Annotated in this window: 12 protein-coding genes and 3 pseudogenes; 9 read left to right on the top strand and 6 right to left on the bottom strand. The window is 35.5% G+C overall.

The window, feature by feature from the left end:
* Positions 1–4 precede the first annotated feature (4 nt).
* From BW942_RS12605 to BW942_RS12595, 3 genes are all read right to left on the bottom strand, one after another.
* On the bottom strand, positions 5–1,063 hold the full coding sequence (locus BW942_RS12605; RefSeq protein ID WP_001079897.1) for a PdxA family dehydrogenase: 1,059 nt from the start codon (positions 1,061–1,063) through the stop codon (positions 5–7).
* Between the two features lie 57 nt (positions 1,064–1,120).
* The gene (locus BW942_RS12600; protein ID WP_002969642.1) at positions 1,121–1,561 is read right to left on the bottom strand and encodes a bactofilin family protein; all 441 of its coding nucleotides are present in this window, start codon (positions 1,559–1,561) and stop codon (positions 1,121–1,123) included.
* A 119-nt stretch (positions 1,562–1,680) separates the two neighbouring features.
* On the bottom strand, positions 1,681–2,448 hold the full coding sequence (locus BW942_RS12595; protein ID WP_001008019.1) for a hypothetical protein: 768 nt from the start codon (positions 2,446–2,448) through the stop codon (positions 1,681–1,683).
* Between the two features lie 550 nt (positions 2,449–2,998).
* Between BW942_RS12595 and BW942_RS21800 the strand changes: the two are divergent.
* Positions 2,999–3,103, top strand: a pseudogene (locus BW942_RS21800) (VapC toxin family PIN domain ribonuclease); the annotation flags it as partial.
* 129 nt (positions 3,104–3,232) lie between these two features.
* Here BW942_RS21800 and BW942_RS12590 read toward each other — a convergent pair.
* Positions 3,233–3,877: a hypothetical protein gene (locus tag BW942_RS12590; protein ID WP_000720585.1), complete on the bottom strand. Its 645-nt coding sequence runs from the start codon at positions 3,875–3,877 to the stop codon at positions 3,233–3,235.
* Between the two features lie 243 nt (positions 3,878–4,120).
* Entirely contained in the window at positions 4,121–4,666 is a 546-nt protein-coding gene (locus tag BW942_RS12585; RefSeq protein WP_000977284.1) for a GNAT family N-acetyltransferase, read from the bottom strand.
* A gap of 195 nt (positions 4,667–4,861) precedes the next feature.
* On the opposite strand from BW942_RS12585, the gene BW942_RS12580 reads away from it, so the two are divergent.
* Positions 4,862–5,395, top strand: a complete 534-nt coding sequence (locus BW942_RS12580; RefSeq protein ID WP_002082509.1) for a DUF1564 domain-containing protein — start codon at positions 4,862–4,864, stop codon at positions 5,393–5,395.
* Positions 5,396–5,723: 328 nt separating this feature from the next.
* On the opposite strand, the gene BW942_RS12575 is transcribed toward BW942_RS12580, so the two are convergent.
* On the bottom strand, positions 5,724–7,037 hold the full coding sequence (locus BW942_RS12575) for a hypothetical protein (RefSeq protein WP_002969629.1): 1,314 nt from the start codon (positions 7,035–7,037) through the stop codon (positions 5,724–5,726).
* A gap of 57 nt (positions 7,038–7,094) precedes the next feature.
* Between BW942_RS12575 and BW942_RS12570 the strand changes: the two genes are divergently transcribed.
* The 7 genes and pseudogenes from BW942_RS12570 to BW942_RS12545 all read left to right on the top strand — a co-directional run bounded on the left by BW942_RS12570 (position 7,095) and on the right by BW942_RS12545 (position 15,270).
* Complete coding sequence (locus BW942_RS12570) at positions 7,095–9,344, top strand: lytic transglycosylase domain-containing protein (protein WP_000712694.1); 2,250 nt, start codon at positions 7,095–7,097, stop codon at positions 9,342–9,344.
* A gap of 111 nt (positions 9,345–9,455) precedes the next feature.
* A complete protein-coding gene (locus tag BW942_RS12565; protein WP_000852462.1) occupies positions 9,456–10,745 on the top strand; it encodes a citrate synthase in 1,290 nt (429 codons plus the stop codon).
* 38 nt (positions 10,746–10,783) lie between these two features.
* Positions 10,784–11,368 (top strand): annotated as a pseudogene (locus BW942_RS22240) (class I SAM-dependent methyltransferase); the annotation flags it as partial.
* Positions 11,369–11,734: 366 nt separating this feature from the next.
* Positions 11,735–12,403, top strand: a pseudogene (locus BW942_RS22235) (class I SAM-dependent methyltransferase); the annotation flags it as partial.
* Entirely contained in the window at positions 12,381–13,328 is a 948-nt protein-coding gene (locus BW942_RS12555) for a class I SAM-dependent methyltransferase (protein ID WP_000844813.1), read from the top strand. The pseudogene BW942_RS22235 and the gene BW942_RS12555, both read left to right, overlap by 23 nt.
* Positions 13,295–14,149 (top strand): RNA methyltransferase, encoded by an 855-nt coding sequence (locus tag BW942_RS12550; RefSeq protein WP_000280345.1) that lies wholly within the window; start codon positions 13,295–13,297, stop codon positions 14,147–14,149. The genes BW942_RS12555 and BW942_RS12550 overlap by 34 nt, the downstream gene beginning before the upstream one ends.
* Positions 14,146–15,270: a hypothetical protein gene (locus tag BW942_RS12545; protein ID WP_000706058.1), complete on the top strand. Its 1,125-nt coding sequence runs from the start codon at positions 14,146–14,148 to the stop codon at positions 15,268–15,270. The genes BW942_RS12550 and BW942_RS12545 overlap by 4 nt, the downstream gene beginning before the upstream one ends.
* Position 15,271 lies beyond the last annotated feature (1 nt).

The following is a 15,271-nucleotide window of genomic DNA, read 5'->3' as shown; positions in this document are numbered from 1 at the left end:
TTACCTACAAACGAAACTTTTCTTTGTTAGAACGTTTTGCTTGAAGATCTTTCACAACTTGGTTCAGGCATTCTACAAAACTAGTCGAATCTGCAAGTCCTTTCCCAGCAATGTCAAATGCAGTTCCATGATCCGGAGAAACCCTTATAAATGGAAGGCCCAAAGTTAGATTTACACCCCTTTTTCCCTCCCACATTTTAAAAGGAATCAGCCCCTGATCGTGATAACAGGCTATATGAAGACCAAATTTTTTTCGAGAAGATTCACCAAACATTGAATCAGCGGAAAGGGGCCCTTCTACTTTTAAACCTTTTTTCTTTAAGAATTGAATTATAGGTTCGAGAATCTCGACTTCTTCCTTTCCTATTTTACCACCTTCCCCCGCGTGTGGGTTAAGACCAAGAAACACGATCGGTTTTTTGAGATCGATTTTCTGACAAGAAAAAATAGAATCAGCAAGAGAATCTAAATCTACCTCTTTCAAAAACTCCGGAACTTTTACGAGTGGAACATGAGTCGTTAAAGGAAGAACCTGAAGATCTTTGCCGGACATCAGCATAAATGTCTGAGTACGATATTCTTCCGCGAGAAATTCAGTATGACCTCGAAACGTAGAAGCCCCAGAAGCAATTACCCATTCTTTACTCAACGGAAGAGTGATTAAATCACCACCTCCTTCTTTTTGAAATCTCACTGCAAGAGAAAGAGTAGCCAACGCAGATTTTCCAGACAAAGCGGACGGTTTGCCAAATTTCAAAGCAGAAATTTCCTTTTTAGAAAGTACGTTATGCGAAATCGAGAACAAACCTTTTTTCAAAATTTGGGACGAGGCTTCTGCTATAAGACGCTCTGAAATTTTAGAATTGAAAACCGCATTGATCGACGAAACATCGGCGACGTCCATCGGCATCGAAACAAATTCTTTTGGAAGCGAATATTTACCGGAATGAAAATAGACGATTGGTCTTGTTTTAGAGATTTTTTTTAAAAGGGAAAGTGTATCGAGAAAAATCTCCGGACCGATCCCACAAGGATCTCCTTCTGTAATCAGAATCCGGTTCACTTCTTTGAAGTCTGTTTTGATTCCGAAAATTTTTTTCCGGAAAGAAAACCTTGCGAATTATTCTCTAGCCCCGGATTGTTTTCCGAAGATTTTTTCAACGCTGAGGGAATCTTTAGAATATTCTAAATCGATCAGATCCTTCGCAGAATGTTTGAGATCGTTCGAAATCATACAGCGCCCTTCTAAGATCACTCCATTTTGAATGATCAATTCCGGAGTACGAATATCCCCGAGAATTTTAGAGGTGGGAAGAAGCATTACTCTATTTCTTGCGGTGATATTTCCGATTACAATTCCTTCAATAATAACGCTGGCGGCAGTGATATTGGTTTTTACCTTACCGGTAACACCGATATAAAGTTGTTCGGCTTGTAAGGATTTTCCTTCAAATTTTCCGTCGATCTTAAGAGATCCATTGATAAAGAATTTTCCGCTGAAGTAGGAATTTTCTCCGATGGTGGAGTTCGCAACTTCGGATGAATTTTTAACGAGTGCCATGCGCCTGTGTTTCCTATTTGTCCTTTTCGGAGGGAGTTTAAATCACTAAATGTACAGATCCCACCAAACGGAAAAGGATTTTTCAAGGCTCTGTTTTGAAAATTAGAAAAGAAGAGGTGTCAGCGGATATTAGGAACATTAATTCGATCCAAAGCTTCAGAAGTGAATTCCTGGAACTCCTTAAGTGCGTCCATAATACTTTTCCCTTCTAATTCTGTGGCTCTTTCAAATCTAGGGTTAAAACGAATCGTATCTTCCAGATTCATAATCACACCTCCTACTTCCTTCGCCTCTTTAGTGACTTTATTTAAAAATTCGTTGAATTTTTGAAACATCTCGTAGGCTTCCGCTATGAAGATCCTGGTTTGTTTATTCTTCATTCGACTCAACTGTTCTCTAAACTCCTGCTTTTCTGCGGCATGAAATTCTTCTATGGTTTCAGTGAGAACCTTGACATTTCTTCGAATATTTTCCATATACTTGACCACACCGTCTTTTTCGTTTGTATGAGAAAAATCAAAACGAACGTGAGTTTCATTTAATACAGGCAGATACTCTCTATCCATTACGTTGATCCAAGTCCCAATCTGATTGACCTCTGGATCGTTGGAGTTAGGAGAAATTTTCATGATCGGATATTTAGCAAGTACCCTACCGGCTTCGTTCGGATTTTCCTTATAACGTTTAATCTGTTCCGCAGTCACGTCTAGATTATCCGGAATTCCCTCCGGAGAAATATCCTTCATCTTCGTTTTATATTTTTCTAGATCTCTGGAAACACGATAACGTTGTTCGTCGTTTTTAGATTCTTTGGCTATTTTTTCCAACTGATGAATCATCTTTTGGTATTTCTGTAACTCAAGAATTTGTTCGTGACTGATTGCCATTGGTCTTTACATAGTCTCGCATAAATTGAAAACTTTTGTCAAGGAGTTCTAAAGAAGAAATCGAGTGGAACAAACTTCACATAGAATCCAATTCAGTCAATATAGGAAAAACTTTTTAAGGTTTTGGACAAGTTACAAGTTAACGTGAGTTTGACGTAAAAAAAATTTTTCTAAAAATAAAAGTTACTACAATTTTAGAATTTGTTCTTAAAATCGTGATTTGCAGTAGTTCCCACATCATTTTTACAGACAAACCTAAGTTTTGTAATCGTTCCTACATTTGAATACGACAGATTCAATTGTTATAAACTTCTATTTTATAAATTGTGGGAAGTTCCACATTTTAGGAATCGATTTGTAAGATTCAGATTCCAACTTTTTTCAGAACCAGAAGAATTATAGAAACATTTGGAGAATTGAAATCGACCCTTCAAAACTCTTATCGAAGATTTCGATTTACTACTGATCTCTATAAAATTGAGTTCAGTTAATTTTATCACAAAACGCTGATTCTATGTAAAATATTAGGTACCTTATTATATAGTTATGAGTAATAGGTTCTACTGCTATGTATCTCAATTATACGTTGGTTACAAACAAAGAAAAACACTTTCATAAAATTCCGGATCTAAAAATCGAAAATTGGATAAGGTAATTCGAAAACAAAAGTCATCACAATAGAGTTGTTGAAAAATTCTATAATAGAGATTAGCAAAATTGCTTTAATTGTCCATTTCAATACAACGGAAACAGATGGAGAATTAATTTCCAACAACTCTAATATTTAACAACCTATACATTCGCAGTTTTTTTCTAATGGAGAAGTATCATCTATTTTATATTTTTTTAACATACGATTTAGTTCTTCTTCATATTCCGGCCAAGGCCCGCACTCTTCTCCTACTGCTTCCTGAACGATCTTTTTACAATGTACTTTATAATATAAGTATTTTGTGTATTCGGTATAGAAATATTTTTCATAAACCGTTTTCTGCGATACAATTGGAATCTTCGTCGGGTCAATATTATCTACCGTTTCTAATCGATCCCATTGATATATTTTTTTTAAGTATTTAAGAACCTCAGTCTTTTTAGCTCCTTTTCGAATCAGGTTTAGATTTGCATTCAATTGTCTGTATATATAACTTACAGAAGGATCATAATAAACATAGTCCGTCTTATTTTCTTCTTTATAACTATCTGTCTCTTCCTCTTTTTTAAATTGAAGAGCTACTTTCAATCGATCTAAATATCCGATCTGTATTTCATTTAGTTTATGGAGTTTTTTTTCTATCGATCGGATTTGTCTCAAAACCTGGGGAGCAGGTAAATCCGCAATCTGTTCTTCAGTTAAGATCTTCGTATTTAATTCGTCTGCATTTAAAATTGAAATTGATATAAGACAGAATAGTAGAATGATTTTTTTCATTAGAGTCGTTGAAAATTTCATATCGAACATTAGCAAAACAGCATTATTCATTCGCTTTATTTAAAAAGAAACAAAAAATTAATTTTCAAAAACTCTATTATAAATTACCGATTCTTTTGTGAAAATATATTAGAGTTGTTGAAAAATTCTATAGTGGAGTTTAACAAAACTACTTCAATCGACAGTTTCCATACAACGGAAATCGATGGCGAATTAATTTTTCAACAACTCTATTCATTATTTTTAGAGTTTATATGTCATAACGTTCCTTCTAGTTCCAGCTTTTTTAACAAATGTAAATCCTATTTTTTTAAACATGGAAGTAAAACCCATAAATTTATAACTGGGAGAATTTTTTTCAACAGGATAGGCTTCTAAATATTTTGCTCCATTTTTTTTTGCATAATCTTTTGCATTCTCTATAATAGTTGTCGCCACTCCTCTTCCTTGATATTCTTTTTTTACGAAAAAACAAACGATCGACCATACACTTTCTAAATTCTCATCTCCACCGAGTGAACGATACGTTTCTCTAGGAGCAACGGAACACCATGCAATTGCTTCTTCATTCAAATATCCTAAAATTCCTATGGAGATTTTAGACTCCACTCTTTGTTTGATAAATTTTTTTCTGTTTTCGGTGGTGTTATTTTTGCGTTCTTCCCCGGTCATTCGCCATGCCATACACCAACAATAATGAGGTCCTCCTTTGGATTCGAATAATGTTTCAAAATCTCTCCAATTATTTTTATCTACTGGTTTTATGATTACATTCTTATTTTTCATCATTCAACTACCCTAATATAATTGTGATATTGTTTCATCTGTTTTTTGATTCGTATCGTTTGTCGCTCTGACTCGAATTGATTTCTTCTAAAACTTTTTAAATTTCAGTACAGTTATCTAAGATACAATTTATTTGTTTTTTCAAAAATTTTTTCTATAAGTCGTTCCGTTTAAGAAACTCAAGGAACCGCTTTCGGTATGAATATGCTCATATTGGATGATGGTCAAAAAATTGTGTCTGCGTTGGTAGAAAATTCAATTGGAACAGATTCTCTTTTAGTTCCAAATGATTATTGGAATCGTTTGAATTCTCAAGAAAGAAAAGATCTTCGTAAGAAACTTCCTATTTTATTGAGAAAGTATTCTAAGCGGATCGCTTCTATGGAACGTCTTTATCATAAGGCGGGTAAAATCAAATACAATCGGGGCGTTGGCAAGATGAAAAAATTTAGCATTCGTGTGAATACTGGGGTTTGGGCTAACTTGGGTGTGTTGGCTGCGGCTCATGGGGTTTCACGATGTTATCTTTTTAATTATATGCTTTGGCTGGAGGAGCTTGGTGGAAAAGAGGATTTTTTTGTGAAAACTTTAAACCGGGGAGTTCCTAGCTTTCATTGGACTTACAAAATGACTTGGAAGATAAACAGAAGACAAAATCTTATATCGAGAGAATTACAATTCAAACCAAACCCAATGACAAGCCAATACCCATACTCTATTGACAAAAGTTAGCTATTCTAAAATAAAAACGGCTAAACTTACTTTTTCAGAAATTTTTTTTACCCTATCCTAACAGAATAGTAAACAAAGAATCTGTCCCAAAATTCGAGTAGATTCTCTGCAGATTGAATTTTCTGATCAAGAAGGATTAGTTTTGAGGCACGATGAGTATTATTTTCATACACGAGTCAAAAACTTGTCCCGAACGAAAAATTAGATGAGGAGGAACTGCTGGAAATTTTGTAAAGTAAAAATGTAATGGCTACTATCAAAACCCAACAGTTTATTATAAATTTTTAAAGTATTATTATTTATGCTTAAGAAAAGATATAAGTAAAATTCAATTTTTCTTATATCTTTCTAAAACCAAACGAAGATAATCTGCATCCGGAAACTTAATCAAAAGATTTTCCAAAAGTTTAATCCCTTCCTGGGTTCTACCAATTTCAACTAAAGCTGAACCTTGTAAATAAAGCATCTCCGGAGAAAAACGGAAACGACCACAATGTTCCAACGACTTTAAAAACTCTTCGAATTTTTTTTCAAAAAAATAAAGTACCGACTTAGCCCTTTTAGTCAAATAAGAATCCGGAAGTCTTTCTTCCACTCCACCAATTTCCTTTTGAACATTCGAAGATTCGGTGGAATTGAGTAGAATTAAAAGTTCAAAAGGGCTCAAAGTGTAGACTATATGATTTTTTTTCAAGAGCGCATAACGTTTTTCTAGGGATTCGTCCTGACTTTGTAAAATTTTATCCTGTAGAGAACCCAATAAAACAGACCTTCCGTTTTTTTGTTTTTCTCCTTCCAGCCAAGCCTTCCTATATTCCCGAGGATAAATTCTTCTAAGAACGAAATAAGTTTCTAGATAACCGTGTCGAGCCGAATAAGTTTTAAAAAAAGATTCCTTTTCTTCAGAACTCAATGATTCGATCAAAGTAAGAATCCTTCTTTCGATCGGAAACACAGTTCTAAATCCAGTTGTTTCGTGTTTAAAAAGTATCCAAGCAAGTCCAAGCAAACCAGGTTCCTCACCGGTAACCACCAGATCGTAAATCGTTTCCCTATCTTCTAAACTAAGACTTCCCGATTTCCAAAGAATTCCATATTTTTGAAACCTAGAAGAACTTTCTTCCTTTAGAAAATTTGAATATTCAATTTTTCCCATAAGCGCCAAAAAACGTTTTGCTTCCAAGATAAACGGAAGATCCTGATCGTATACTTGGGTCAATTCCAGATATTCATCTAAATTTTGTTCGTGCAAAAGAAAGGATTGTAATACTTGAAACACTTCCGGATCGGCTTGATGTTCCTCAAGTGCTCTTTCCAAAAGTTCCTCAAAGAATATTTTGAGCAAATTCTTTTCTCTTTCCGAAAGACCTTCTTCTTCGAAAGGAGAAGTCGCATCAGTTTGAAAACGAAATTCTCCAAATAAGTCGATTCTCAAACTGGAAAAGGGAGAGTGAACTTCGTTGAGCGCCCCCGAAAAATATTCTAAAATTTTAGATTTGAGCCGTATGATCTCCGGATTTCGCGGAACGAGACCTTCCGATTTTCTTTTTTTGACTAAAATCGTAGGGGCTTTTTCTACATAAGATGAAAGCGTAATTTCGGGCCAAAGATCGTTCGTTTTTTCTTTTTCCAGGATTTGCATGAGAATTTCCTTTTTGCGATTGAATCCTTAGGCCGAAAAGGTAACTAAAGAATACGAATGAAAAAATTCGCCCTGACCAGCCTACTCGTCTTCATTTTCGGCAATATTTACGCAAACGATGATCTCAAATATCTGATCAAATCCTATAGTCTTCAAAAAATCCATCGTATTTTTCAGGAACGACATCCCGGAACTGAATCCGAAGTTTATGCATTAGTTAGATACCACGAAGAACATCCGGACGGACATCATGATAAAAAATTTTACTATCTGGTTTCTATTCTCAAAGGTAAGTTAACTTCCCATCCAACAAGACAAGATCTTCTGGATATTTTACATTCTCCCTTACCATCTAACTCGGTAATTACGAAACTTTCCTTCTGGAAACTCTATGAAGAAGCCTCTCGCAGAAAACTTTTGAATAAAATAGAACTGATCGATTTTTTAAAAAAATTACCGAGAGAAAACGACCCACTCAGTCAAAACGCAATTTCAGAAATTTTTAAGATCTATTACGAAACCGGAATGATTCGAGAATGTCTGGACTTTGCCAAAACTTTTTCAGATCGAGAACGATCCGAAATTTTTTCTCCTATGATTTGGTACCGTTATGCGAAATCTCTCTACAAATCAGGAAATACCGAAAATGCAGAATCCATTTTTTATACTGTTTTAGAAGATCCTTCCGTCCTTTCTTCTGTTAAAAAATTTATCTTGGAAGATCTACAAATCTGGAAAGGAAATTCCTTTTATTCTTCTCTTACTCCGGAAAGGGCGGCTTTGTTTCTTCCTTTTTTAAATCCCTCCGAAAAAAAACATCTGATCGCATCTAAAGATCTTGAAAAAGTTTCTTTTTCTAAAGGAGAAGCGTTTCGTAACACTGCCAGGGCCATTCTTTCTTATGAACCAGAATTACTTCCCGATTTTTTTAGAAGAAATTCAAATCTAGCAAAATACAACCCGGATTTTACTGCGGTTATGTCGAGAGAACTTACCAATCAGAATTTTTCGGGCAAGGCTCTGGATTTGTTAAACGAATCCGGAGTCGAAAAAAACGACGAGGTTCTTTACAGTTACGCCAGGGCTTTTAAAAAACAAGGAAACAAAGATCTATATTTTAGAAATCTAATAGACTCTTTAGAAAAAAATCCGACAAATTTAATCCGACAAGACGAATTAATCGATCTTCTGATCGGCAATCACGAAAACTTTTTAGGTGATGCTTATTGGAAAGACGCTCTTAGAAAAATTCCGGACCTTCCAGTTAAAGGAAGATTGGTGTATTGGTATCTTAGATTCCTTAAAAAAAACGGTAGAACCGAAGAACTCAACTCTTGGCTTAAATCCTATTATAAATTCATTCCTGGTTCTTATTATACAAGAGTAATTCGAGAAGAATTCCAAGAGGAAATTTCAGCCTTCCCTCTTCCTTCTAATCCTACTTCTAATAAAGATAATTTATTTGAATATCTTTCCTTAACTGCAGGAATTCCTGAACTTTCTGGAAAAATTTTAGGAAAAGATTTGGACTTTGCCATTCAGTCCGCAGCGTTTCAGTTAGACGGTAAAATCGATTCCGCTCATTCTAAAATTAAAGGAAATAAAATTCTACAATCTGCAAAAGAATATTTAGAAGTAGGAGAGATGGGTTATGCGCTTTCGTTAGTTCAAAAATACAAATTCCAACAAGGAATTGGAGAAAACGAAAAGGATGAAATTCTAGCTGCTCTTGGAGAACAAACTGGAACTACTTATCTCACCGTCTTTCATACTAGAGCTCTGATGAAAAAAGAAAAAATCAGCGACGACGTGATTCTACTTCCCTCGAAACTTGCGGCTAGAATTTATCCTAGACCACATAGAGGACTTGTAACTTCCATTTCTCAAAAACTTGGAATCGAAGAAGACATCATATACGCAATCATGCGCCAAGAATCTTTTTTTAAAGAGAATGCTGTTTCCGTTTCGAACGCAAGGGGTTTGATGCAGATCATGGGTCCTACTGGTAAAGAAATCGCCAAAGGAATGAATCTAAATTCTTACTCACTTTTTGATCCAGAAGTTTCTATCGAAATGGGTGCGAGGTTTTTACGCTATCTTGTTGCTTCTCATGGAAACCTTCAATGGGCTTCGATCGCTTATAACGGAGGTCCTGGAAATCTGCGTAAATGGAAACGAAACCATTATCGTGGAGACTTCAATCATTTCTTAGAAGAACTTCCTCTTAAAGAACCAAGAGACTATTGTAGAATCGTTAGTTCTAACTATTATAATTATCAGAATTTACGAAAGTATAAGAGACTTTAAATTTTTTAGATTGTCTCTCTGATAGAAAGAATAGGATAGGAATCTGAAACAATTGAAGCGCAATTTTTGAACGCCACCGCAAAAACGACAAACATTTATTAGGAGAATAACATGGCAGAGGTAGCAATTCTGAAAATCGATGGGAAAGAATACGAACTCCCGATCGTAATAGGCACCGAAAAAGAAAAAGCAATCGATATTTCTAAACTCCGTCAACAGACCGGATATGTAACCTTGGACAACGGATATTTAAATACTGGAGCCTGCACAAGCGCGGTGACTTTTTTAGACGGAGAACTAGGTATTTTAAGATACAGAGGAATTCCGATCGAACAACTCGCCGAAAATTCCACATTTACTGAAGTCGCCTATTTACTGATATACGGAAAAATTCCTTCAGACTCAGAATTGAAAAAATGGAACGACGAACTTACGATGCACACGTTGATCCACGAGGATCTTAAACGTCTTTATAATGGATTTCCAAAAGACGGTCACCCAATGGCGATCATGTCTTCTATGATCGGATCTCTTTCCACTTATTATCAAGATTCTTACGATCCGGAAAATGCAGAACACAGACATATTTCTATGATTCGTCTTCTCGCTAAGTTTCCTACAATCGCCGCATTCGCTTATAAGAAATCCATTGGACAACCTACAATTCATCCTTTGAACAGTTTGGATTATTGCGCAAACTTTATGAACATGATGTTCTCCGTTCCAAGCGAGGATTATAAAATTGATCCAGAAATCGTAAAAGCGTTGAACTTATTATTGATTCTTCATGCGGACCACGAACAAAACTGTTCTACGTCTACGGTGCGTTTGGTGGGATCTTCTCTCGCAAACTTATACGGCGCGATCTCTGCTGGAATTTGTGCTCTTTGGGGACCTAGACACGGAGGAGCCAATCAAGAAGTATTAGAAATGTTGCAAGAGATTCAGGCAAGCGGTTTGCCCGTAAAAAAAATCGTAGAAAAAGCAAAAGATAAAAATGACTCTTTCCGTCTTTCCGGATTCGGTCACAGGGTCTATAAAAATTTTGATCCACGTGCAAAGATCATCAAAAAGGCGTGCGACTCCGTATTAAAAAGATTAGGCGTTCAAGATTCTTTATTAGATATTGCTAAAGAACTAGAAGAAACAGCTCTTCATGATCCTTACTTTGTGGAAAGAAAACTCTATCCAAACGTAGACTTTTATTCCGGAATTATCTACCGAGCCCTCGGAATTCCAGTAAATATGTTTACGGTAATGTTTGCTATGGGACGTCTTCCAGGTTGGATCGCTCAGTGGAAAGAAATGATAGAATCTCCGGATATGAAAATTGGTCGTCCAAGACAAATCTACACCGGTTCTACAGAAACTTCCTACAAAGAAGCCAAGAAAAAAGCCTGAACTCTCATTCTACAAACTTCCGGTTTCATAGATACCAATTGAACCGGAAGAGCGAAATTTCCATTCGACGCGGACATCCCTGGATCTTTGGCGGCAATCTTTCTTCTGCGACTTCTCATTTTGTTAACGGGCAATGGTTGAATTTAGTATCAACAACTAACGTTCCTTTGGCGACCGGAATTTATTCTACAACAGGCTTAATCCGAATACGGGTCATTCAATTTTTACCTTCTTTTTCAAAAGAAAAAATGAGAGAAAACTTAATTTATGCTCTCAAAAAAAGAAACGAACTTAGAAAAATCACAAATGCATACAGAATTTTACACGGAGAAAACGATTTTTTTCCGGGAATTACAATCGATCGATTAAATACTACCTGGGTGGTTCGTATTTATTCCTCTTCTTTACTTGTATACGGAAGATGGTTGGTCTGGAATTTATTTGATATATGCAAAAATTCTAAATTAGGGGAACCTCAACCAAAACGGATTTTATTTGATCCCCCCGAAAAAACCGGCGAAGACAAAATCGGTTTTAAAAAAAAAGATCCTGCCGATCATTCTCAAACGTTTACCCCCTCCAAATTGGATAAATCTAATTTTAACCAAAACTTGACTTCCAAAAAATCAAATTTTAAAAAAATCTCTTCCTCAGAAACATTAGAAAAAAAAATTTTAGATAATTTTAATTTAGAAAATGATCTTTCGACTTTTTCACAAAACACTAACCTATCGGATAACGATTCCAAAGAAATTTTAAAGTATCCTAAGCAAAACTCGAACTTATCAAATTCAGATCTTTTCAAAACATCACAAGAGAATATATTCTATAATTCTATTTTAAAAAAACAGAATTTAGAATCTACAATCAACTTGATCCATGAAAGATTATGGAGAGGAAATCGGCAATCAACCAGAAACAGAAGTAATTTTACAAAAGAAAAAACAAAACATTCCATACAAAAGGAAATCTATCATTCAGATAAATATAAAATTAGAGAAACGATCCGACTGTATGAAGTAAATTTTCCGATCGAACTTCCAGGTCAAAAAGGAGGAATTTTTTTAGATCTCAGAAATTTACGTAGATTTCTTCTCGAAAAAAAAGAACTGAGCAAAAATAAAAATTGTCTTCATCTGTTTTCTCATACTGGACTCACTTCTATTTGTATGGAAATAGCAGGAGCCTCTTCCGTTATTTCGGTAGACGGTTCCAAAGAAGCCTTGGATTCGTTTCAAAGAGTTTTGAGTCTAAATAAAAATAAAGGAAATTGTAAACATAGATTTTTACGGAAAAATATTTTTAAAGAATTAGAAGAAATTCTACAAAACAAATCATTTGGATTAATCGTAATCGATCCTCCCAATCTCACTCCGGATGAAAAATCTAAATCAAACGCTCTTAAATCCTATTCCTATCTTTTTGCAAATAGTCTTTCTTCTTTGGAAGAATCGGGAACGATCATACTTTGTTCTTGTTCAGGTAGAATTAAAACCCAAGAATTAGAATCTCTTGCAAAGAACATTCTTCAATCGAAAGGATGGAAGTTTGAACGTTTTACGAGTTTAAAACCGGAGGTCGATCATCCGATCAGAAAGAATTTTCCGGAAGGAAATTACTTTAAGGTGCATATCTATGAAAACTGCAAAAAAAATTGAATCATCAAAAACAAATTCGCAAAAAAAATCTACTTCTGTAGAAAGATTTTCAGAAACAAACGCAAAAGTGATTGAAACGGGTTCTTATAAATTAATTGACTCCGGAAATTTTCGAAAGTTAGAACAAATCGGGCCTTATACGATCATCCGCCCTTCTCCCGTCTCCGCTTGGCCGGCCACAAAACCAAATCTATGGAACAATGTATATGGAGAATACGTACGTTCAGATAAAGGAGGAGGCTCCTGGAATTGGCATAAAAAAACAGAAGAAGAATTCTATATTCGAATTTTAGAATATTCTATTAAAATAAAATTTACTCCGTTCGGTCATCTTGGAATTTTTGCCGAGCAATTAGAAAACTGGAAAAAAATCCGTAAACTTTCTTCTCAACTTAAAAAAGAAGACGAAGTTTTGAACCTTTTCGCTTATTCGGGAATTTCTACCTTGGCAGTGTTAGACGGAGGGGCATCCGTTTGTCATCTAGATTCTTCCAAAGGGATGGTGGACTGGGCCCGAGATAACGCAAACGCCTCCGGTCTTGCACACAAAAAAGTCCGTTGGATGGTAGAAGACGTATTGAAATTTTTAAAACGGGAAATCAAACGAGGAAAAGACTATCGAGGTTTTATCCTAGACCCTCCTACGTTTGGAAGAGGTGCAAGTGGAGAAGTATTTAAGATAGAAAAAGACCTTCCAGAACTTATGGATCTTCTGATGGAGCTCTCCGGAAATAAACCAGATTTTATAGTACTTACCTGCCACTCTACTGGTTTTAGCCCTCTGGCCCTACAAAGAATTTTAGACGGAAGAATCAACAACAAAGGAAGTTTTCATATAGGTGAACTTTCCATTCCAGAAACAAGCGGAAGACTTTACCCCGCAGGCTCTAATTGTATTTATGTATCGGAGAAACTTTCGCTTTGAACGACATTCAATTTTTGGAAATTACCAGTTTTTCAAACGAAAAGTTGAAGACAATTTCCAATCTCAAAGAAAAAAAACACAGAGAAACTTCGGGCCTTTTTTTTATAGAAGGGTATCGTGAAATTTTAAGAGCACAAAAATCTGGAAAGATAAAGTTTCAAAACATACTTTTTTCTCCGGAATGTTTTTTAGGAGAAAACGAATTTTCACTTATTCGTTCGATCGGAACCAAAAACATCAAAGTTCCTAAAAAGATTTTTGAAAAAGTTTCTTATAGAGACAGACCTGACGGACTGATCGCAACCGCATTTTTTTTTGAAACAGGACTAGATACCTTTCAAAACAAATCTAATATATTCAAAAATTTGAAACCGATTTTAGTGATCGAAGGCGTGGAAAAACCTGGAAACCTAGGAACAATTCTGAGAACCGCGGAAGGAGCAGGGTTTCATACTGTACTTGTAGCCGATCCTAAACTGGATCTTTTTAATCCGAACGTAATCCGTGCTTCTACAGGAGCTCTTTTTACTTTAGAAGTTTATCTTGGAGAAATAAAACTGATTTATGAAATTTTAAAAAAGAACCAGTATAGAACATTAGCCGTCACACCAGAAGCTACAAAACATTACTATAATGCGGATTTAAAGGGCAAAATAGCGCTCGTCTTCGGCTCGGAACAATACGGTCTTTCTACTTATGCAAGAAACAATTCCGATGAATACGTTTCACTTCCTATGTTCGGAGAATCGGATTCACTCAACTTAGCAATGTCTGCTGGAATCGTTATGTACGAAGTCATTAGACAAGTTTCCGTTTTATGAAAATCACTTATTACGTTAGCGGTCATGGATTTGGTCATATCAGCCGGTCCATGGAAATCATTCTTTATTTACTTAGAAGTTTTCCAGATTTAACAATCGATCTCGTAACCGTTCGAGAAAAATTTCTAGATACTCTTTTCCTTTCGGAAGAAGATACCAAAAATCTAAGGCGTCTGCAAATTCGTAAAAGGTCCTTGGACGTGGGTATGATCCAAAAAGATTCTCTTTCCATAGATACTGTCGCCACAGAAGCAGCTATCGAAGAATTCAATTTACAAAAATCATATATTCAAATTTCTGAAATTGAGTCTTGTCTGGACTTTGGAACGGAATTAATCATTTCCGATTCGGCATCTCTTCCGTTTAAAATCGCGGACAAACTCAAAATCCCGTCCCTATTTATAGGAAACTTTACCTGGGATTTTATCTACTCTGGTTATGCAAAAGAATCTTCAATTTTTGAAAAAGCGACTCGGTCAATTTACGAGGAGTACTATCACGCTACATTCGGCCTACTTCTTCCTTTCAATTGTCCTGCGAATTCCCTAGCGGAACAAAAACAAATTGGTCTTGTAGGAAGAAAACCGTTTTTAAACAAAAACGAGGCTAAAGAATTTTTTAAACTTCCAAAAGATAAAATTCATCTTTTATTCTCGTTTGGAGCTTATGGAGTAGAAACGTCTCGGTTTGACTGGGAAAAATTTGATCCGGAAAAATACACGATCGTACTTTCAGGAACAGATTTCGATCTATTAAAAATTCCTAATAAACAAAAAAATGGAATTATACAACTTTCCAATCTCCATTACCCGGATCTTTTGACCGCCTGCGATTTTGTAATTACAAAACCTGGTTATGGAATTTTAAGCGAAGCCGTTTACGCAAAAACTCCCGTTCTTTATACCGATCGGGGAAACTTTCCGGAAGTTCCCTATCTTCACAAAAGTTTAACAGAAGAAATTCCATCCTCGTATATCTCTAATGAAGATTTATTTTTATTTCGATTGGATAAACCATTACAAAAAGCGAATGTATGGAAAGGAAAATCTTCTACTCTTTTTGAAAGAGATGGGAGAGAAGACGTAAAATACGCAGTTGCAGTTTTTCTAAAATTGATTTAGA

It is taken from the genome of Leptospira interrogans, from assembly GCF_900156205.1.
In the GTDB taxonomy this organism is placed as follows: domain Bacteria; phylum Spirochaetota; class Leptospiria; order Leptospirales; family Leptospiraceae; genus Leptospira; species Leptospira interrogans.
Note: the sequence above shows the minus strand (reverse complement) of the source record. Positions and strands in the feature narration are given on the sequence as shown.